The sequence below is a fragment of the Prosthecobacter sp. genome, from assembly GCF_044222345.1.
Classification (GTDB): Bacteria; Verrucomicrobiota; Verrucomicrobiia; order Verrucomicrobiales; family Verrucomicrobiaceae; genus Prosthecobacter.
Genome location: NZ_JBGANL010000023.1, coordinates 41373 through 61175 on the forward strand (window position 1 = coordinate 41373; position 19803 = coordinate 61175).

Consider the following 19803-nt stretch of genomic DNA (forward strand, 5'->3'; position numbering starts at 1 on the left):
AGTTACACATCTTATACGAATCGCATGGAAAGCACCTGATCAACTCAATCGCCGGAACCCTGCTTGCCCGCCCCCCATGGACGAGCGATGCCTGCGGGCCGCACAACCGGCTCCCCCGGCAGAATCAAGGGAATAATTTTCAATTTTTGCCTCAAGATTCCCCGAGCACGGAAAGGCCGGTCGATTACTCTCAGTCACAATTTATACATATATGTCCGACTCCTCCGGTTCATGGGTTGCACGCTTCATGCGTGCTTTGTTTGGGCAATTTCACTACCAGCCGCCTGCCTGGGTGCCGCGTCTTGCCTGTGCGGCGGATGATCAGGTGCGGAAACATCCCGGCTGCTACGCCCTCGCCATCGTGATCACCGGGCTGATGTTTCTCATCGTGCCACAGGTGCGTCATTATCGGGATGCACATCGGCCGCGCCCCCAAGTGCGGACTGAAGTGCGTGAGGCTAAGGGGCTGCTCCTGATGCCAGCGGTCACGCCAATCATCAAAAACAAACCGCAGCCGCAGCCCATCACGTTGCAGTTCAATGCCTCGGCGGCCAGATTGGATGCCGTGGGCAAGGCGGCCTCTGGCGTCACGCTCAAGCCAGCACACGCGGGCGTGTGGACCTGGAGCACGGACAAGCTGCTGGTCTTCACCCCCGCCAAGGACTGGCCCGCCGGTCAGGAGTACACTGTGCAGCTTGATCCGGCTCAGCTGCCCAAGGAAGTGGTGGTAAAACAACCAGTCTGGAAGGGGCGGACCCAGCCGCTGGAGCTTACGGTGACCAGTTCAGAATTTGAGATCGATCCACGTGATCCTTCGATGCAAAACGTCGTGGTGGGTCTCACCTCAACTCACCCGCTCGACAGGGCGCAGATCGAGCAACTGGTCTCACTGGAAGTCGTGGGTGGCGCGAAGATTTTTGACTGGAAAGGGCAGAAGCCGGATGCGCTGTTCTCGGTCACGGAAGGAAAGCTGCAGCGCGAGTTCTGGATTCGCACGGCGCGGATCCAGGTTCCGGCCAAGGAGGATTTCTTGAAGATCACGCTGCACAAGGAACTCACCTCCACGGTCGGCGGCAGCTCGCTGACAGCCGACATCACCTCGAAAGTGCGCGTGCCTGACGTGGACAGCGGCTTCAAGATCGCCGATGCGAACACGGAGATTCTGAAGGCTGATGATGGCGAGCCGGAACAGTTTTTGTTCATCAACACCGAGGGCTATGTCACCACGGAGAATCTGCTCAAGCACCTCGGCGTCTGGCAGGAACCACCCAATTTTCGGATCACGGATGTGAGAGGCAAGCGCGTCCCACCCGGAGTCAATGACGTGACGGAGGATGTGCTGCGGCAGTATGCGCCCGTGTCGCTCAAGCCGGTCGAACTGGAGCTCAGCGATGATCATCCGGCGACGACGCGGCATGCCTTCAAATTTCTCACGGAGAAGCAGGGCCGTCTGTTCGTGCGCATCACGCACGGAGTCGAGGCCTTGGGCGGCTTCCGGCTCAGTCGGGAGTTTCGCTCTTTTCAATCCACGCCACGTTTCCCGAAGGAAGTGCAGTTGCTGGGCAAGGGCGGCATCCTGGCGCTCAATGGCGAACGCAAGCTCTCCCTGCAGTCGCGTGGCGTGCCGTTTCTGCGCTTGAAGATGGCGCGCGTGCCTGCGAAGCAGGTCAACCACCTGGTAGTGATGACGGAGGGGGACTTCGCGAATCCTTACTTCACGATGAACGACAGCTTTGACGAATCCAACATCGCCCACTTCCTGCGCCGTGTGCAGCCGGTGGCGATGAAAAACGAGTTTCAGGCCTGCTACTCGGTGATCGACTTCGCCAGCGCGCTGCAGGCGCCCGATCCCGCCGATGCGGATGCTTCGCGTGGCCTGTTTTTCCTCACGGCGGAAGGCGTGCAACCTGTCCCGGAAAGCAAAAAAGCCATGGAGGGAGATGATGTGGAGGACGACTGGCGGGTCATGGGGCAGGCAACAACAAACCGCTTTGTGCTCGTCACTGATCTCGGCCTGATGGTCAAAACAAACGCGAACGGCTCGCGCGATGTATTTGTGCAGAGCATCCAGAGCGGCGAACCGGTGAACGGCGCCGTGATCACAGTGATGGCGAAAAACGGTGAGTATCTGCTGCAGCAAACCACCGCCGACGGCCATGTGCTGCTGCCAGACGTCAGCAATTTTCAGCGGGAGAAGCGCCCCGTGGCCATCGTCGCCACGCTGGGCAATGACTTGTCATTCCTGCCATTCGATCGTCCCGACCGTCTGCTCGATTTCTCACGTTTCGACATCGGTGGCGTGCAGGCATCAGATCAGGAGGCTCTCGAGGCCTTCGTGTTCACGGAGCGCGGTGTGTATCGTCCCGGAGATGACATCCACGTGGGTGCCGTGCTGAAGCGCCGTGACTGGGCCGCAGGCCTCGCAGGGTTGCCTCTCGAAATGGATCTGGTCAATGCGAAGGACGAAGTGATCGACACCCAAAAAATCGTACTGTCCGCTGACGGCTTCATCGAATTGAAAATGAAGACCGATGAGTCCGATCCCACGGGCCGCTACATCGCGCGCCTGTATCTGGTCAAAGGCATTGATGAACGCATCCGTCTTGGGCAGACCCTGTTCAAGGTGGAGGATTTCCAGCCGGACCGCATGAAGATCGATGTCACCCTCACCGGCAATGAACTCGCCGGATGGCTGCAGCCGGGTGACATCAAGGCGGACGTTTCCCTGCAAACACTGTTTGGCTTTCCGGCGGCGAAGCGTCTGCTCAAAGCACGAATGGAATTGAGCCCGGGGGCTTTCGCGTTTGCTCAGTTCCCCGATTTCATCTTTCACAACCGGCTGCCGGAAGCAGAAGACACCGAGGAGACCGAGGCCGGGCAGAAGATCAATCTCGGCGAGCAGAAGACGGATGACACCGGCGCGGCCCAGTTTGATCTGGCGCTGGAACGTTTCGACAAAAGCTGCTTCCAGGTGAGCCTGCTGATCGAGGGCTTCGAGGCCGATGGTGGACGCAGTGTGCGCAGCGGGAAAAACTTCCTCGTGGCCGCGCTGCCGTATGTGGTCGGCTACAAGCCGGATGCCAAACTCGACTACCTCGGCAAGGACACGGCGACCAATGTGCGCTTCATGGCGGTGGGGCCGGATTTGAAACCTTATGTGCCAAAGGATCTCGTGGCGCGTCTGATTCAGATCAAACACGTGTCCGTGCTCACCAAGCAGAATAGCGGCAGCTACGCCTACGTCTCGACGCAGCGCGAATCCATGGTTTCGGAGGCCCGCTTTGCTCTGCCAGCGGAAGGCGCCAGTTACGCGTTGCCAACGAATGCGGCGGGTGAGTTCCGCCTCGAATTACGCGACCCGGAAAACAACATTGTCTGCGCCACAGCGTTCACCGTGGTGGGCAAGGGAGACCTTGACCGCAGCATGGAGCGTGACGCAGAGCTGGGCATCAAACTGGCGCGCGGCACGTGGAACAGCGGTGAGTCATTGGAAGCGAGCCTGAGCGCTACCTACACCGGCGCGGGCCTCATCACCATTGAGCGAGAGCGTGTGCTCGGCTGGCAATGGTTCAAAGCAGGCACGACTTCCAGCGTGCAGCACATCACGGTGCCGAATGACATCGAAGGCTCCGCCTACGTGAACGCCTCCTTTGTGCGGGCGCTTGATTCTAAAGAGATCTTCACCTCGCCGCTGAGCTATGCGGTGGAGCATTTCGTGGCGAATCCCGACAAGCGACGCATCGAGGTGAGGATCGACTCACCGGAAAAAGTGAAGCCTGGGGATGTCATGAAGATCGGCTACCAGACTGCGAAGCCATGCCGCATCGTGATCTATGCCGTGGACGCAGGCATTCACCAGATCACCGACTACAAGCTGCCGGACCCGCTCGCCTATTTGAACCGCAAACGCGCCCTCGAAGTCGAGACGGAGCAGCTCATGGACCTGATCCTGCCCGAGTTCTCGCTCATCGCGCAAAACAAGGCCTTCGGCGGGGATGCCGACAAGCCGCTGCGCTTGAACCTGAATCCCTTCAAGCGTCGCAAGGAGCCGCCGGTGGTGTTCTGGTCGGGCTTGATCGCTGCAGGCCCCGAACGCCAGGAAGTCAGCTACACGGTGCCGGATTACTTCGCCGGCAAGCTCAACATCATGGCCGTGGCCGTCGCTGAGGATTCGGTGGGCCGCGCTGAAACGAGCAGCATCGTGCGCGGGCCTCTCGTGCTGACTCCGAATGTGCCGTTCTTTGCCGCACCGGGAGATGAATTCACCGCCTCGCTCACCGTGGCGAACAACCTCGAAGGCGCCGAGGCAAATGCGCCGATCAGCATCGTGGCGCAGGTCACTCCACATCTCGAAGTCATCGCCTCCCCGCAGGGTGCGGTCAATGTGGCCGCTGGCAAGGAGGACACAGTGCGCTTCCGCATTCGGGTGAAAGAGGAGCTCGGCGGTACAGAGATCACCTTCAAAGCCGAAGCCGCCGGTCAGGTGGTGCTGCGGCGTGCCACGCTGAGCGTGCGACCCGCCGCGCCGTTCATCACCAACGTGCAGAGCGGTTACTTCCGTGAGAAGACTCATGAGGTGAAGGTCACGCGTGAAATGTTCCCGCAGTATCGCAAACTGAACGCAAACGTTTCCGCCCTGCCGCTGGGTCTTGCGCGTGGTTTGGAGTCCTACCTGCACGCGTATCCCTATGGCTGCTCCGAGCAGATCACCAGCCGCGCTGTCTCACGCCTGCTGCTGGCGAAGGAGGTGGACTTTGGATTTGATGCGGCGGAGTCCGCAAGGCAGCTGGATGATGCATTTGCCCTGCTGCGCAGCCGCCAGCATTCCAGCGGCGGCTTCGGCTACTGGGATTCAGATGCCGATGCAGGCGTGGACTATCTCTCGGTCTACGTGACACGCTTCCTCACCGAAGCACGGGATGCCGGACATGCGGTCCCCTCCGCACTGCTCGAAGGCGCACGCAATCGCATGCGGCAGATGGCACGCAGCCAGGTGGACAGCCTCGACGAGGCGGCCATTCAGGCGGCGGCGATTTATCTGCTCACGCGGCAGGGCGAAAACACCTCCACCTTTGTGCTGAATCTACGCGACAACCTGCGCCAGAAATTTCAGGAAGCATGGCGAGGCCACCTCACCGCCGCGTATCTCGCAGGCACTTATGCACTGCTGCAAAAGCGCCCTGAAGCGGTGACGCTGATGCAGGACTACTGGGCCACGGTGCGCAAAGGCAAAGCGCTCGGCTCTTGGAATGGCTGGTACTATCTCGATCCCCAGGTGAGCCAGGCCGAGGGCTTCGCCGTGGCCTGCAAACACTTCCCGGAACTCGCGGGAAATTTTGGCTATGACGATCTCGCCATCGTCACCGAACCCCTCGCACGCAACCGCTTCAACACCATCAGCGCCGCCACCACGATCCTCGCGATCAAGGCCTACTCGGATCTCGCCAAACAGTCAGGCGTGCGTGTTTCACTGACGGAGCTGCCGCGTACAGGCGGCACCCCCGTCCCGCTGGTGCCAGAAACCACCGGCCTGATCCAGAGCAACTTCAGCGCGCAGGCGGGCGGCTTGCGCTTCGGACTCGTTCAAGGTGGAGGCCGCGACCTCGGCGCGTTCTATCAGGTGACGGAAGCCGGGTTCGACACCGGCGTGCCTACCCAGCGCATCGTGGATGGCCTGGAAGTGTTCCGCGAAATCATCGGAGCAGACGGCAAGGCCGTGGCCAAACTCAAGGTCGGTGAAGGTGCGCTGGTGCGACTGACCGTACGCAATGTTTCTCCCAATGCACTGCGCAACCTCGCGGTGCTCGATCTGATGCCCGGCAGCTTTGAACTGGAGCCCAACGGCCTCAAACCCGGACGCGGCACGATGCCGGGCGCCGACTACGTGGATGTGCGCGAAGACCGCAATGTGTTTTTCTGCGGCCTCGGCAAAGGTGAAGTCAAGACCTTCAGCTATCGCATCAAACCCATCGCCGCAGGCAGTTACGTCATCCCGCCCGTGTTTGCGGAGAGCATGTATGACCGCGGCACCAAAGGACGCGACGGCGGCGGGAAAATCGACGTGGAGTAACCGTCATGCGTGCGCTTCATCGTCTGCTGCGAATGCGTTTCCTGCGCTGCTCTGGCGCGGTACTCCTGCTGCTGGCGCTGGTCTGGCTGCTGCTGCCCCAGCCGGAGCTGTATCCCCCGGAGTTTCGTTTCTCGCGCACGCTGGAGGATCGCCATGGCAGGCTGCTTCATCTCGCCCTGACACCAGATGGCAAGTATCGCCGCTTCACCCCGCTGGCGGAGATCAGCCCGGCCTTGATCAAGGCAACGCTAACTCTTGAGGACCGCCATTTCTACGATCACCCCGGAGTGAATCCGCTCTCGATGCTGCGCGCGGCTTGGGGTGTCGTTTCAGGTTCGGCTCGCGGCGGTGGCTCCACCATCACGATGCAGCTTGCGCGTCTGCGCTACGATCTGCATACCCGCACACCATGGGGCAAAGCCTGGCAGATGCTGCGTGCAGTGCAGATCGAGAAGCACCACTCGAAGGACGACATTCTGGAGGCTTATCTCAATCAGGCACCGTATGGCGGGAACGTGGAAGGCGTGGGCGCGGCGGGCCTTCTGTGGTGTGGCAAATCCGCGCAGGATCTGACCCTGCGCGAGGCCGTGGCACTCTCCGTGCTGCCGCAAAGCCCGACAACACGCAGACCACGTGCCACAGGTGACAACGCGAGCCTCGCCGCCGCACAGCACCGCCTGTGGGATCGTTTGCGCGAAGAGCGCGGCCAGCCTGCCGATCCTTTGGATGCATCCTTCACGCTGCGACAGTTGCAGCCCGTACCACGTGAAGCCCCCCATCTGGCACGGCGATTGTTCACCGAGAAACCAGCCGACGATCGCGCCAGTTCCGGAGCGCCGCTTCGCTGCACCGTAGATCTCAATCGGCAGCAAGGTGTGGAGCAGGCGGTGAATGATTACGTGCAGCGCAAACGCGAGGTGGGCATCACCAATGCCTGCGCGCTGCTGGTCCATGCGCCTTCGCGCGAGGTGCTGGCCTATGTGGGTTCCAGCCGCTTTCTCGACAGCAAGATTCAAGGTCAGGTGGACGGTGTCCCAGCACGGCGCTCGCCGGGATCAGCCCTGAAGCCCTTCATCTATGCACTGGCCATGCAGCAGGGGTTGATCCACCCACACACTCTTCTACGCGATGGCCGCATGGCCTTCGGCAGCTACAACCCCGAGAATTTTGACCGCAACTTTGCCGGCCCCATCTCAGCCGCAGATGCGCTGTATCACAGCCGCAACATTCCGGCCGTCGCTCTGGCCCAGCGCCTCGATGCACCCGGCCTGTACGGCTTCCTCAAAGAGACAGGCGTGGCCCTGCCTCACCCTGCGGATTTTTATGGCCTGTCCCTGCCTCTCGGAGGTGGCGAAGTATCCATGGAAGAACTGGCCGAACTCTACGCTCTGCTGGCCAGCGATGGCACTGCACGTCACCTGAATTATTTCAAAGCGGAGCAGATCGTGGAAGCACAGCCGCTCCTCACCGATGAAGCCCGCTACCTCACACGTGAGATGCTGCGCACGCGCGAAGGCGAACCCGTGATGGATGATCCCGCAGTGACGTGGAAAACGGGCACCTCGCACGGCTTTCGCGATGCCTGGGCCGCTGGCATGCGCGGCGACTATGTGTTGGTGGTGTGGATCGGTAATTTCAACGGCAAAGCCAATCCCGCCTTCATCGCCCGCGAGTGCGCCGCACCGCTGCTGTTTGAAACCTTTCGTCATTTGCGCCTCCCAATGAAACGCGAAAAGCCGCCTGCCGGCGTCTCACAGGTGGAGCTCTGCGCAGTCTCTGGCCAGCTGCCCACCCCACACTGTCAGCATCGCGTACAAGGCGGGTTCATTCCCGGCGTCTCCCCAATCACGCCCTGCGACATCCATCGCGAAGTACTGATCGATGCCGCCAGCGGCCTTCGCGTCGCGCGTGCTGACGGCAAACGCGCGCTGAAACGCGAGGTCTTTGAGTTCTGGCCGCCCGACCTCCTGGAGATGTTCAAGCTCGCCGGTGTTCCGCGCAAAACACCGCCACCTCTGGAAGCCAGCTCTGAATCACTCGTCGCGGCAGATGCAGCCGCAGTGCCAAAGATCGTCTCACCTCGTTCCGCCCTGGTGTACACCCTGCAGGCCTCCGATGCCGCACGGCAGAAAATCCCGCTGCGTGCGGACACCGCCCCCGGCGTGAACCGCGTCTTCTGGTTTGCCGGCCCCCGCTTTCTCGGAGCCAGCGATCCCGCCACACCCGTCATGTGGACCGCAGCCGCCGGCAAATGGCGCGTGCATGTGCTGGATGATCAAGGCCGCAGCGCTGCGGTGGAGGTGCGCGTGGAGATGGTGCCGTGAAGTTCGCAGCTATTGCAGGACAAAATCTTTCGACTCCAGCTTCAGCAAAAACGCCTTCGCCTCCATCCCGCCCGCAAACCCGGTCAGCTTCCCATTGGAGCCAATCACACGATGGCATGGCGCGATGATCGAGATGGGGTTCTTGCCATTCGCCGCACCCACCGCACGCACCGCACCGGGATTGCCAATCTGCTCCGCGATCCGCGCGTAGCTCCGCGTCTCGCCAAAGGGAATCGTCAGCAGCGCCTGCCACACCTGCCTCTGAAACTCCGTGCCGGTGAAATCGAGCTTCAGCTCAAACTTCTCGCGCTTCCCGGCAAAGTAGTCCGTCAGCTGCCGCTCCGCCTCCAGCAGCACCGGATGCTTGGTGTCTTCATGCAGCGGGCTGAGGCGCACGCGCTTCGGGTCATCGTTTTCCCATAGCACCGCCGCCAGCCCCTGCTCACCCGCCACGAGCGTGAGCAGGCCCACCGGCGAGGGCATGGTTTTATAAAAATAGCAGCGGGATGTCATGTCAGTGCGGTTTTCGTTCGAGCAGATCATGCCGCCTTCAGGCAATGGCTGCTGGCCATTTTCGGCCACGAAGATAAAATAACTCCATGTCCGAAAACGGCCAGTCCGCAAGAGCTGCACAGCCTAGCCTGTTGAACTCCATGAACCTGATCGATGACAATGCCGCTTACACTGCGCTGAAATCCCGCGACCCACGCTTTGACGGCATCTTCTACGTGGGCGTCACCTCCACCGGCATCTACTGCCGCCCCATTTGTCCGGTGAAGGTTCCCAAGCGCGAGAACTGCCTCTTCTTTGAAAACGCCGGGGCTGCGGAGAAGGCGGCCTTCCGCCCCTGCCTGCGCTGCCGGCCGGAGCTGGCTCCAGGCCATGCGCCGGTGGATCATGCGCATCGGCTGGCGAATCTGATCATGCTCCGCATGGACGAGGGTCTGGCGGATGAAGGCGCAGGCCTCGAAGACATCGCCACGCAGTTTGGCCTCAGTTCCCGCCAGTTGCGCCGCATCGTTCAGCAGGAGCTTGGAGTCTCCCCTATTGAGCTGATTCAAACCCGCCGCCTCCTGCTCGCCAAACAACTCCTCACCGACACCCGCCTGCCGGTCATCGAAATCGCTTTTGCCAGCGGCTTCTCCAGTCTGCGCCGCTTCAATGACGCCTTCAGCCGCCATTACCGCATGCCGCCCACACGTCTGCGCAAAGAAGCCGCCTCACATCCGGGCGGAATGCACGCCACGGACACCTCCACGCTCCAGCTCGGCTACCGCCCGCCCTATGACTGGCAGTCCATGCTCAAATTCCTCGCCACCCGCGCCATCCACGAAGTCGAGTTCGTAACCGCAGACACCTATGCCCGCACCATTCGCCTTGGCAATCACACCGGCTGGATCAGGGTGTCCCATGCACCGGCAAAGAACGCGCTGCAGGTGGTGTTCACCCATTCGCTCACCCCGGTCCTGCCCGCGCTACTGGGCCGGCTGCGCCACATGTTTGATCTCACCGCGCGTCCCGACCTCATCTCCGCCCATCTGATGCAGGATGCCACGCTGAAGAAGAGCGTCCTGCAAAATCCCGGACTGCGTGTGCCAGGTGCGTTCGATGGTTTTGAATTGGCCGTGCGCGCCGTCCTCGGCCAGCAGATAACCGTGCAGGCAGCAACGAAGATCGCCTGCCGCTATGCCGAAGCCTTCGGCGAGAAAATAGAGACGCCGTTTCCTGAACTCACACGCCTGACACCGCAGGCGCAGGAAGTCAGCCGCGCCACCATCGATGACATCGCCCGCCTCGGCATCATCCGCACCCGCGCAGCCTGCATCATTGGTCTGGCAGAAGCCTTCCGCTCAGGCGCTCTCAAGCTCGACCCCGGTGCCCATCCCGAAACCACCATTGCTCAATTGGTGAGCCTGCCCGGCATCGGCCCCTGGACCGCGCACTACATCGCCATGCGCGCCCTCCGCTGGCCGGATGCTTTTCCCAAAGAAGACATCGCCGTCCGCAACAATCTCGGCGGCGTCACTGCCAAGCAGGCCGAAGATCTGTCCCAGCCCTGGCGCCCGTGGCGCAGCTATGCGGTGATGCATGTGTGGAATCGCCCGGTGACAAAGTGAACAGACGCTTCATTGTCGGGCTTACTTTGCACACTGTCTGCTACGTTCGCTCATGTCACGAGTAACCGCCTGATGCGCGTGACGAACCCCGATGAAAGAACTCATTTTTAAAAACGAGCCCGCTTTCCTGGAGGCACTATGGGCAGTGCCTCAAGAAACACTTCGCCTGCTTTGCCCAGTATGTGGTGGGGACGTGATGTTTGTGCCAGACTGGAAGCGTGCCCGCGAGCTCACCGTTCATCCGGGGGCGTATTGCAGGGTGGACCGCAGGCATCTGACGGTGATGTTTGACATGGCTCCCGAGCAGCGTCGCCGGCAGGCTGGCACGCCTGCTTGATGCCGGGCGCGAACGGAATTACCCCGGCCTGCAAACCTTGGCCTCAGGTTTCCGGTGAACTAGGGGCAGAGCGCACTGAACCACAGCAATATCCACGCACCCGGCACAAGGAATAGTCAGCTCTACTGGAAACCACTATGCCAAAATTGCGGTCGCACACGAGGGCACGTACCGTATCGGACCACAATATCGCAAATTTCGCCTCGGGGCATCATAGCAGCCGTGAACACAAACCACGAACGCGCTATGAACACCACCTCAACTGCCCACACCACCCCCCGCCAACGTTTCATCCAGAACCTGGCTGAGAGTGAGCTCTTCCAGCACTACCAGAAGGCCTTCCACACGCTGACCAGCCTGCCTCTGAGCCTCGAAGCCACCAAGGATGACTCTCCCATCGACAGCATCATCACCCGCAAGGGCGTGGCCGGTGTGGTGGAAACCCAGGTCCCGGTGCGCGTCGGAAAAAACACCATCGCCATCATGCTGACTGGCGGCGTGCGCCTCCAGCCCGCCAATGCCGAAAACTTCGCCCCCGTGGCCAAGGCCCTTTTGGATGACAACCGCACCGCCGCAGAAATCCGTGGTGCCAAGGTTCATTTCGAACACGCTCCCGTCATGGAGCCCGCACGCTATGAGGCCGCCGTCGCCATCCTGCAGTCCTTTGCCCTTCAGCTGGGAGACAGCGCTCACCGTCTGCTGTTTGCTACCGCCACGCATGAGCCCGAAGCCGTGCGCAATGCCAAGACCTTCATCCACAACCATCTGGCCGAGCCGATGTCCCTCGAAGCCGTCGCCAGCGCGGTGAACGTGAGTCCCTTCCACTTCTGCAAGCTCTTCAAGCGCGCCACCGGCCTGACCTTCACGGACTTCGTGAACCGCGCCCGCGTGGAAAAGGCCAAGCGCATGCTCATGAAGCCAGCCGCTCGTATCACCGAAGTGGCCTATGACGTTGGTTTCCAGAGCCTCTCCCACTTCAACCGCAGCTTCCGTCGCATCGCTGATGAATCCCCCACGGAATTCCGCAGCCGCATGAAGCACAGCGGTCCGGCCCTGATGGCCGCATAACCCTTTGTCGCCATGCGCACCGCTCTGCGGTGTTTCGACGACAATTGCCCCGGAGAGGCTGCCTGAGCGCGTTGGGCCATCCTTTCCGGGGTTTTTTGTGCCCGGATGGCGAGGCCGGAGCGCGGACTTCAGTCCGCAGCACGCCGCAAACATACCCGACGCCGCAGCAGCCCCGGCACGTTCTGGAAACCGCAGACACCCTCCTGCCTGCGGCACACCCTGTGGACCACTCACGCCCGTCAGCCCTGCATCCCGCCGCGCAGATGCACTTGACCCCCCGCACCCTCTGCGCACACTCGCGTTTCACTCTCCCAACCCTGAACCGAGAACCTAGCACCCCGAACACTTCTTTATGAGCCGGAAAATTCGTTATGGCATGATCGGCGGCGGACGCGGCGCCTTCATTGGCGGCGTTCATCGCATCGCAGCATCGATCGATCAGCAGATTGAACTCGTCTGCGGCGCTTTTTCCTCTGACCCCCAGCGCTCCAAGGACAGCGGCGCCGATTTCTTCCTGCCCGCCGAACGCTGCTACGCCAATTACGAGGAGATGATCCGCACCGAGGCCGCCCTGCCTGCGGACAAGCGCATGGACTTCGTCTCCATCGTCACCCCGAACCACCTGCACTTCCCCGCCGCCAAAGCCGCGCTGGAGGCTGGCTTCCACGTCCTCTCCGACAAGCCCGCCACCTTCAACCTCGCCCAGGCCAAGGAACTGGCAGGCATCGTCAAGAAAACCGGCAAGCTCTACGGCGTCACTTACAACTACACCGGCTACCCCCTCATGCGCCAGGCCCGGCAGATGATCGAAGAAGGCAAGCTCGGTGAAATCCGCAAAGTCGTGGTCGAATACCCGCAGGGCTGGCTGGCCACCATGCTGGAAAACACCGGGCAGAAGCAGGCCTCCTGGCGCGTCGATCCCGCCATCTGCGGCGCCGCCGGCTGCATGGGAGACATCGGCACCCACGCCATCAACCTCGCTGAATACGTCACCGGCCTCCACATCAAGGAGCTCGCTGCGGACCTCACCATCTTCCTCGCCAAAGAAGGCCGCCGCCTTGAAGACGATGGCAACGTGCTGCTTCGCTTCACCAACGGCGCCAAGGGCGTGCTGCACTCCAGCCAGATCAGCATCGGCTGCGAGAACAACCTCAGCCTCCGCGTCTACGGCTCCCTCGGCGGCATCGAATGGTCCCAGCTCGATCCGAACACCATGATCGTCACCTCCTTGGACAAGCCCAAGCAGATCTACCGCACCGGCCTCGGCTACCTCGGCAGCGCCGCCTCCGCCTGCACCCGCACGCCCTCCGGCCATCCCGAAGGCTACCTCGAAGGCTTCGCCAACATCTACAAAAACTTCGCCAACCACATCCGCGCCGTGAACGCCGGCACCACCCCCAACCCGCTGGACATGGACTACCCGACCATCGAAGAAGGCGTGGCCGGCATGGCCTTCATCGAAGCCGTCGTCGCCTCCTCCGCCAACAACGCCGCCTGGACCCCGCTGGACTACACGCCCACCACCCGTGCGAAGTATGGCGATGCCACGCTCACGAGCGATCGCGGCGGACTGGCGTAAAACCAGCGGCAAATTCTTGGAGCGATGCCGGCACGAACTGGCATCGCTCTTTTTTGAATTCAGCTCAGCATGCAGCTCTTCACTTCATCCATTTGCACGAGGGGGTGTCTCTTCATTCAATCTCTCGCTGCGGGCTGAGATGGCTCAGGCGTCGGCTTTACTTTCCTGATCTGATAGTTGAAGAAGTCTATGGGTTCAGGCTGCTCTGCAGAGGACAATTGCACCGTCAGACGTGTTCCACCTTTGTTCGCACCTACGATCGCGCCTTCCATTCCTGAATGCGGTCCCAGGCTCACTTGGATCTGATCACCTATCTTGCAGCGATCCCGTCGGTCAGTGTACTGTGCCCAGCAGAAAAGCCCGGCCAATGGCGCCAGCATTGCCGTCGCGAAGATCCAGTTTCCCACGGCATAATTCAAGACAGCGGCCACGATGTAGGCCAGGAGCAGCATCTCAATAACCCCCGACGGAGCAAAGCCAGCAGCCTTCCGATGCTGTGGCAGAAGAGGCGTCAGCTTGTTCATGNATTCAGATCATCTCAAAACAAAACGGGGAGAACAAGCCTGCGCTCATTCTCCCCGCTGATATCAATCATTCCACAGCTCAGATCGCCACCGGCTTGCCCGACTTCGCGGAGGCATAGATCGCGTCGATCACCTGCATCAGGCGCAGGGCCTGCTCAGGGGTGTTCAGCGCAGGAGCCTTGCCTTCGATGGCATGGATGAAGTTCGCGGCGGAGCCGATACGGCCCATATCCTCGCAAGCCGGCACGGTGATGCTGCGGTTCACGCTGTTGCCGTTTTCCTGCACGTAGAGTTCGCAGGTGTCGATGGCGGTGTTGTCCAGACCGTCGATGCCAAAAAGACGCTCCACCTTGCCACCGGCCTTCGTGCCCTGGAAGACCACGGAGACTTCCTCGCGCTTGATCATCTCCGCCCAGGAAACCTGGAGGCTGAGCACCTGCCCGGTCTTGAAGGTCACAAAACCGTGCGCGGCGTTTTCCACATCCGTCGTGCCGCCCACGCGGTCGGGGATGCCCCAGGGGCCCTTGAACTGCTTGTCCTGGATGAAGTCGGTGAAGACCTGGCCCATCACGTAGGCAGGCTCAGGATAACCCATGAAATACATGGCCAGATCCACCATGTGCAGCAGGTCGATGAGCGCACCACCACCAGCCAGATCCTTCGTGGTGAACCAGCCGCCAAAACCGGGGATGCCCGTGCGGCGGATCCACTTCGCCTGCGCAGAGTTGATCTTGCCCACCACGCCGTCCTTGATGTACTTCATCATCGCCTGGGACTCCGGACGCGCACGGTTGTTGAAGTTGAAGAGCACTTTCTTGCCGGCCTTCTCGGCGGCGGCGATGATCTCCTTCACCTCTTTCGCGTTCAGCGCCGGCGGCTTCTCGGAAAAGACATGCTTCCCGGCCTTGAGACACTGGATGGCCAGCGGCTTGTGAAACTTGTTTGGCACGATGACACTCACCGCCTTGATCTCCGGGCTCCCCTTCAGCATGGCTTCCACGGATTCATACGATGTGGGAATGCCATACTTCTCCGCCGCCCGGGCTGCCGCTCCGGGAGCCGCATCGGCCACAGCCACGATCTCCGCGCCTGCCTGGCGGAATCCCGCCGCGTGATACTGCAACATGCCGCCTGCTCCGATGACTCCGACTTTGATGGCCATAATAAATGTGTTCGTTAAGTGATTGGTGAATTCTGACTGAGGGTCGCGAGAATGGAGATTCCCCGCCACCGAGTCAAGATTTGAAAACGGGCCCCGCAGACCCGCTCCGTTCACACTTCGTCATTCTGATTTCGACATTCGTCATTTGGACGCTTTCATTCCCCCACCCCCTGCTTCCCCATGCCTTCTCTCCGTCCAGCCACGCTCGCCGACCTCCCGGCCATCAATGCCATTTACAATCACTACGTGGAGCACAGCACCTGCACGTATCAAACCGTCCCCAGCACCGAGCAGGAGCGCCGCGACTGGTTTGACGCCCACGGCCCGGAGCACCCCGTCATCGTCGCCGAAGAAGATGGCACGATCATCGGCTGGGGCTCTCTCAGCCGCTTCCATCCGCGCCAGGCCTACTGCCACAGCGTGGAGGATTCCATCTATCTGCACCATCAGCATCAGGGCAAAGGCATCGGCAGCCTGCTGCTCGGCGAGCTCCTCGCACTCGCCAAAAAAATCGGCCACCACACCGTCCTTGGCGGCATCGATGCCGATCAAGCTGGCAGCATCGCCCTGCACGCCAAATTCGGCTTCATCAAAGTCTCCCACCTCAAGGAAGTCGGCCACAAGCACGGCCGCTGGCTCGATGTGCTCTGGATGCAGAAGATGCTCTAACCAAGTTGCCCAGTTGCGCCGCAACTGGATCAGGAAAGCTCCGCTTCACGAAAGCACACACCAAGGCCCCTCGCCCCCGTGCACGTGTTTCGCTGCCCCCCCCCTCCGGCAAGCCCGTAGGGCCACCACCACCTCAACTGCACGCGTCCGCACGGCTCTCTCCGTGCCCCGCTACTCAGCATCTGCCGCGACCCCAACCACCGGCACAATGAGCCGCGACGGATGCTCCGCATCGCAATAAATCCGGTTCGTCTGCTTCACCTTCTCACCTTCCTCACTCCACGGCTGGCCTGTGCCGGGATTCACATCAAAGCGCGGAAAATTGCTGGAGGTGATCATCACGCGCACCCGATGGCCGGTGTTGATGACGAGGCTGGTGGACCAGCAATCGACGGTCACTTCCTCGATCTGCCCGGGCTTCAGCACCTCGGGCTTCTCGCGGGATTTGCGGTAGCGCAGACGCTGGATGCCTTCGGCCATGAGCATGCTGCGGCCGTCGGGATACACATCACAAATCCGCACGGAGAGATCAGTGTCCGCAGCGCTGGAGGAGACGAAAATCTTCGCCCACAGCCGACCGGTGATTTCCACCGGCTTGTCGAGCGCCTCGCTGGTGAAGACCACGGCGTCCTCTCGACTCTCGACCCTGCGCTGATCCATGGTTCCCCGCGCAATGGTGAGGTTCTGCCCACCCATTGTGGGGCAGGGATTGGCGGGATCAAAGGTATATTCGTGAAATGGGGCCGCCTGCTCCGGTGCCTGCAGCACCACCTGCTTCTCCGCTGTCAGATAGAAAGACGTCTCCTTGGCAGGAATCGGCCAGTCGTTCGCGTAGCGCCATTCATTTCCAGGCGCTCCTGGCGTGCTCGTGTCTCCCATCACGTAGTAGGCCACGGCAGGCTCCTTCTCCACGCCATTGTCAATGCCGCCCAGATAATGCTCAAACCAGCGAACAGGGTCATACTTGGCGGGCACTCGGCTGGCGTTAGGAAAAGTGAGCTCTCCCGCCGGCATCTTGCCAATGCCATGATGCCAGGGTCCCATGACGAGTTTCTGCGTGCCCTTGGAACCTTCGCCGCCCTGGTGCTGCCTGCCGATAAACTGGTCGATCGTCCCCTGGGCAAACATGTCAAACCACCCTCCCACATTCACCGCAGGCACATTCATCAATGCGAACCGCGTGTGCGTGTCATTAGCGCGCCAGTAGTCATCGTAGGAGGGATGGGCTCGATGGATGTCGAGGGCCTTGGGATCAAACTTGTTGCCTTGAGTCCAGTTCTCCACATCAGCCTTGCGGAAGGCGCTGCCGATGTAGCTCACGTCTGAGTACATGTCCGCGGGAGCCACAAGAATGAACTGTGCCCTCAGCCCCGCAGGCGCCGCACCTGCCAGCAGGTTCTGCGTGATGCCGCCTGCCGAGCCTCCGATCGTCGCGATGCTCCCATTGCACCACGGCTGCTTTTTGATCCACTCAATCGTGTCCACGCCATCCTGGTGCTCGCCCCAGCCGCAGCCTATGAAGGGGATGTTTTCCCCCTCGGACTCATAGCGTCCACGCATGTCCTGATTCACAAAGGCGTAGCCGCCGGCAGCGAAGCCTGGTGCGCTTTCGTGATGCTTGATCCGGTTATAAGGTGTCCGTGCAAGAATGACGGGGAACCGCCCCTCGCCATGCGGCAGGTAGATATCAGTCGCCAGCTTGATGCCGTCACGCATGGCAATCTTCTCGGTCCTTTTCTCCACCGGCCTCGTGTACTCCCCCACCTGTTTCAGCCAGCCCTCAGAGGTCACCCCTTTGCCCGGCATGGCAGAGCGTGAAAGCATCCCTTCGATTTGCCGCGACCACTGCTCGCCATAGGTCTTCTTCACAAACTCGACTGCATGCGCCTGCTCCTCGGTGGAAAGCGCGCTGTTGTGATCCACATCCGCCATCGTAAACAAAGCCCGCATCTTCGCCGCCAGCGCCTCATCCGCCGAAGCATGGCATGAAAGAAGTGACAACAAGACGGCGAGCAGCAGGCACGAGGGCTTCATGGAGAGAGTGTGTGTAGACCGCTGAGTGATTCTGCACAGGGTTTGATATGACAACACCCTCATGTTTTACCTCCGTTGAAATGACATGCTCTGACCAAAGCCAAAATGAACCCGCGGATGACGAAGTCCCACGAGGAGGTCACAGATCATCGCGATCTCTTCCTTGCCCACGAGGCAGGCCATCGGCTTGCCTGCCTGAGGCTTGGTCTTTGGCACGCTGAGCCAGTGCCCGGCCTTGCCTAGGCGCGCCCCAATGTCGCGGATGCTCGGGTGGAATTCGTCGCGCTTGTCGATGCTGGTCTTCGCGAGCCCGTGCTGCACGCTCAGGCCTTCTCCAGCACCACATCGGGCACGCTGCGCTTTTGGCGCAAGCGCACCCGCGGAGAAATTCGGCTTACCTACCCGTCAGCCTCTTCCACAGCCCCCGTGCTCCCTCAGGAGTCGTGTTTTGTTGGGGCATCTGAGCTGGCTGACGTGGTGCAGAGCCCGATGACGAGCGCCGCTCGCCACCCTGACGCCCACCGCCTCCGCCCTGGCCTCCCTGGCCACTCGGACGCCATCCGCCCTGGCCACCTTGACCTGCAGGACGGCCACCACCGCCTCCGCCTCCGCCTCCGCCACTGCCCCCTTGCCCATGTCTCTGCCCGCCCTGCCCTTGCGGACGGCGCTGCTGAGACTGCCGCTGCTGCTCCCGGCGCTCAGGCCGTTCATCACTGAAAGCTTGAGGCGCCGCATTGTAATCAAACCCTTCGGCACGTTTCCGCACGAGTCCACGATTGATAAACCGCTCCAGCTTGCGCACATCGGGCAGCTCATCAGGCGAGACAAAACTGATCGCATCGCCAATCGCCTGCGCACGGCCGGTGCGGCCGATGCGGTGCACATAATCTTCCACGATGTGCGGGAAGTCGAAATTCACCACGTGCGAAATGCCGTCCACGTCGATGCCGCGCGCGGCGATGTCCGTGGCCACGAGCACGCGCACCGTGCCGGTCTTGAAATCATCCAGCGCGCGCAGGCGCTGGTTTTGCGAGCGGTTGGCATGCAGCGTGGCGCACTTCACACCGGTCGATTCCAGCTTCTTGGCGATCTTGTCCGCGCCATGCTTCGTGCGGCTGAACACCAGCACCATCTGCATCTTCTCATCCTGCAGCAGGTGCGAGAGCAGCGGCATTTTGAGATGCTTGTGCACTTCATACACCAGCTGCGTCACCGTCTCCGCCGGATTCGCACGCTTGCCGATCTGCACAATCTTCGGCCCACGCTGGAACTCATGCGTCAGCGTTTCGATCTCCTTGGAAAGCGTCGCGGAAAACATCAGCGTCTGCCGCTTCTTCGGCAGTTGGTTGATGACCCGGCGGATGTCCGGCAGGAAGCCCATGTCCAGCATGCGGTCCGCCTCATCCAGCACCAGGTATTCGAGCTGCGAGAAGTCCGCGCAGCGCTGCTCCATCAAATCAAGCAACCGGCCCGGGCAGGCGATCACGATGTCACTCCCGGCACGCAGCGCGTCCTTCTGCGGCTTTTCGCCGACACCGCCATAAATTTTGGCGATCTTCAGCGGCAGATGCCTTGCATAGGCCAGCACGTTCTCCTCGATCTGCGCCACAAGTTCACGCGTGGGTGCCAGCACCAGCACGCGTGTGCGGCGGCGCTGTCCCTGAGGAATGGGATTGGATGTCAGGCGCGTCAGGATCGGCAACGTGAAAGCCGCCGTCTTGCCGGTGCCGGTCTGCGCGATGCCGATCACATCTCCGCCTTGGATGACCACCGGAATGGCCGCAGCCTGGATGGGGGTGGGTTCCGTGTAACCGGCTTCTTCGATGGCGGTGAGGATGTTCGGGTCGAGGCCGAGAGCTTTGAATGACATGCACCCCTTCCTTAGCCGCCGATAGGGCGATTAGCAATGACACGTTTCT

The 19803-nt window shown here is 61.2% G+C and carries 13 protein-coding genes; 7 read left to right on the plus strand and 6 right to left on the minus strand.

Annotated features, from left to right (window positions below; translation table 11 throughout):
• Window positions 1-211: 211 nt before the first annotated feature.
• Together ACILSL_RS13835 and pbpC are read left to right on the plus strand one after the other, a co-directional pair.
• A complete protein-coding gene (locus ACILSL_RS13835; protein WP_395732630.1) occupies window positions 212-6070 on the plus strand; it encodes an alpha-2-macroglobulin in 5859 nt (1952 codons plus the stop codon).
• Between the two features lie 5 nt (window positions 6071-6075).
• Entirely contained in the window at window positions 6076-8394 is a 2319-nt protein-coding gene (gene pbpC / locus ACILSL_RS13840; RefSeq protein WP_395732631.1) for a penicillin-binding protein 1C, read from the plus strand.
• A gap of 9 nt (window positions 8395-8403) precedes the next feature.
• On the opposite strand, the gene ACILSL_RS13845 is transcribed toward pbpC, so the two are convergent.
• Window positions 8404-8907: a methylated-DNA--[protein]-cysteine S-methyltransferase gene (locus tag ACILSL_RS13845; RefSeq protein WP_395732632.1), complete on the minus strand. Its 504-nt coding sequence runs from the start codon at window positions 8905-8907 to the stop codon at window positions 8404-8406.
• Window positions 8908-9053: 146 nt separating this feature from the next.
• On the opposite strand from ACILSL_RS13845, the gene ACILSL_RS13850 reads away from it, so the two are divergent.
• From ACILSL_RS13850 to ACILSL_RS13865, 4 genes are all read left to right on the plus strand, one after another.
• Window positions 9054-10511 carry an AlkA N-terminal domain-containing protein gene (locus tag ACILSL_RS13850; protein ID WP_395732675.1) on the plus strand — a complete coding sequence of 486 codons (1458 nt, stop codon included), beginning with the start codon at window positions 9054-9056 and terminating at the stop codon, window positions 10509-10511.
• Between the two features lie 196 nt (window positions 10512-10707).
• Complete coding sequence (locus ACILSL_RS13855) at window positions 10708-10848, plus strand: hypothetical protein (RefSeq protein ID WP_395732633.1); 141 nt, start codon at window positions 10708-10710, stop codon at window positions 10846-10848.
• Window positions 10849-11094: 246 nt separating this feature from the next.
• Window positions 11095-11916 (plus strand): helix-turn-helix transcriptional regulator, encoded by an 822-nt coding sequence (locus ACILSL_RS13860; protein WP_395732634.1) that lies wholly within the window; start codon window positions 11095-11097, stop codon window positions 11914-11916.
• 352 nt (window positions 11917-12268) lie between these two features.
• A complete protein-coding gene (locus ACILSL_RS13865; RefSeq protein ID WP_395732635.1) occupies window positions 12269-13495 on the plus strand; it encodes a Gfo/Idh/MocA family protein in 1227 nt (408 codons plus the stop codon).
• Between the two features lie 116 nt (window positions 13496-13611).
• Here the strand turns inward: ACILSL_RS13865 and ACILSL_RS13870 are convergent, their stop codons facing one another.
• On the minus strand, window positions 13612-14019 hold the full coding sequence (locus ACILSL_RS13870; RefSeq protein WP_395732636.1) for a hypothetical protein: 408 nt from the start codon (window positions 14017-14019) through the stop codon (window positions 13612-13614).
• A 79-nt stretch (window positions 14020-14098) separates the two neighbouring features.
• Window positions 14099-15181, minus strand: a complete 1083-nt coding sequence (locus tag ACILSL_RS13875; RefSeq protein WP_395732637.1) for a Gfo/Idh/MocA family protein — start codon at window positions 15179-15181, stop codon at window positions 14099-14101.
• A 180-nt stretch (window positions 15182-15361) separates the two neighbouring features.
• Here ACILSL_RS13875 and ACILSL_RS13880 point away from each other — a divergent pair, with 180 nt between their 5' ends.
• Window positions 15362-15850, plus strand: coding sequence for a GNAT family N-acetyltransferase (locus tag ACILSL_RS13880; protein WP_395732638.1), 489 nt, complete (start codon window positions 15362-15364; stop codon window positions 15848-15850).
• A 171-nt stretch (window positions 15851-16021) separates the two neighbouring features.
• Here ACILSL_RS13880 and ACILSL_RS13885 read toward each other — a convergent pair whose 3' ends face one another.
• The 3 genes from ACILSL_RS13885 to ACILSL_RS13895 form a co-directional block, all read right to left on the minus strand.
• A complete protein-coding gene (locus tag ACILSL_RS13885) occupies window positions 16022-17884 on the minus strand; it encodes a CocE/NonD family hydrolase (RefSeq protein ID WP_395732639.1) in 1863 nt (620 codons plus the stop codon).
• Window positions 17885-17950: 66 nt separating this feature from the next.
• Complete coding sequence (locus ACILSL_RS13890) at window positions 17951-18205, minus strand: hypothetical protein (RefSeq protein WP_395732640.1); 255 nt, start codon at window positions 18203-18205, stop codon at window positions 17951-17953.
• 73 nt (window positions 18206-18278) lie between these two features.
• Window positions 18279-19754 carry a DEAD/DEAH box helicase gene (locus ACILSL_RS13895; RefSeq protein ID WP_395732641.1) on the minus strand — a complete coding sequence of 492 codons (1476 nt, stop codon included), beginning with the start codon at window positions 19752-19754 and terminating at the stop codon, window positions 18279-18281.
• Window positions 19755-19803: the final 49 nt, after the last annotated feature.

Bases quoted from the DNA above. Each gene is read 5' to 3' on its own strand.
- ACILSL_RS13875 (WP_395732637.1), bottom strand. From the start codon at position 15,181: ATGGCCATCAAAGTCGGAGTCATCGGAGCAGGCGGCATGTTGCAGTAT.
- ACILSL_RS13870 (WP_395732636.1), bottom strand. From the start codon at position 14,019: ATGAACAAGCTGACGCCTCTTCTGCCACAGCATCGGAAGGCTGCTGGC.
- ACILSL_RS13835 (WP_395732630.1), top strand. From the start codon at position 212: ATGTCCGACTCCTCCGGTTCATGGGTTGCACGCTTCATGCGTGCTTTG.
- ACILSL_RS13885 (WP_395732639.1), bottom strand. From the start codon at position 17,884: ATGAAGCCCTCGTGCCTGCTGCTCGCCGTCTTGTTGTCACTTCTTTCA.
- ACILSL_RS13860 (WP_395732634.1), top strand. From the start codon at position 11,095: ATGAACACCACCTCAACTGCCCACACCACCCCCCGCCAACGTTTCATC.
- ACILSL_RS13880 (WP_395732638.1), top strand. From the start codon at position 15,362: ATGCCTTCTCTCCGTCCAGCCACGCTCGCCGACCTCCCGGCCATCAAT.
- ACILSL_RS13845 (WP_395732632.1), bottom strand. From the start codon at position 8,907: ATGACATCCCGCTGCTATTTTTATAAAACCATGCCCTCGCCGGTGGGC.
- ACILSL_RS13895 (WP_395732641.1), bottom strand. From the start codon at position 19,754: ATGTCATTCAAAGCTCTCGGCCTCGACCCGAACATCCTCACCGCCATC.
- pbpC (WP_395732631.1), top strand. From the start codon at position 6,076: ATGCGTGCGCTTCATCGTCTGCTGCGAATGCGTTTCCTGCGCTGCTCT.
- ACILSL_RS13865 (WP_395732635.1), top strand. From the start codon at position 12,269: ATGAGCCGGAAAATTCGTTATGGCATGATCGGCGGCGGACGCGGCGCC.
- ACILSL_RS13855 (WP_395732633.1), top strand. From the start codon at position 10,708: ATGTTTGTGCCAGACTGGAAGCGTGCCCGCGAGCTCACCGTTCATCCG.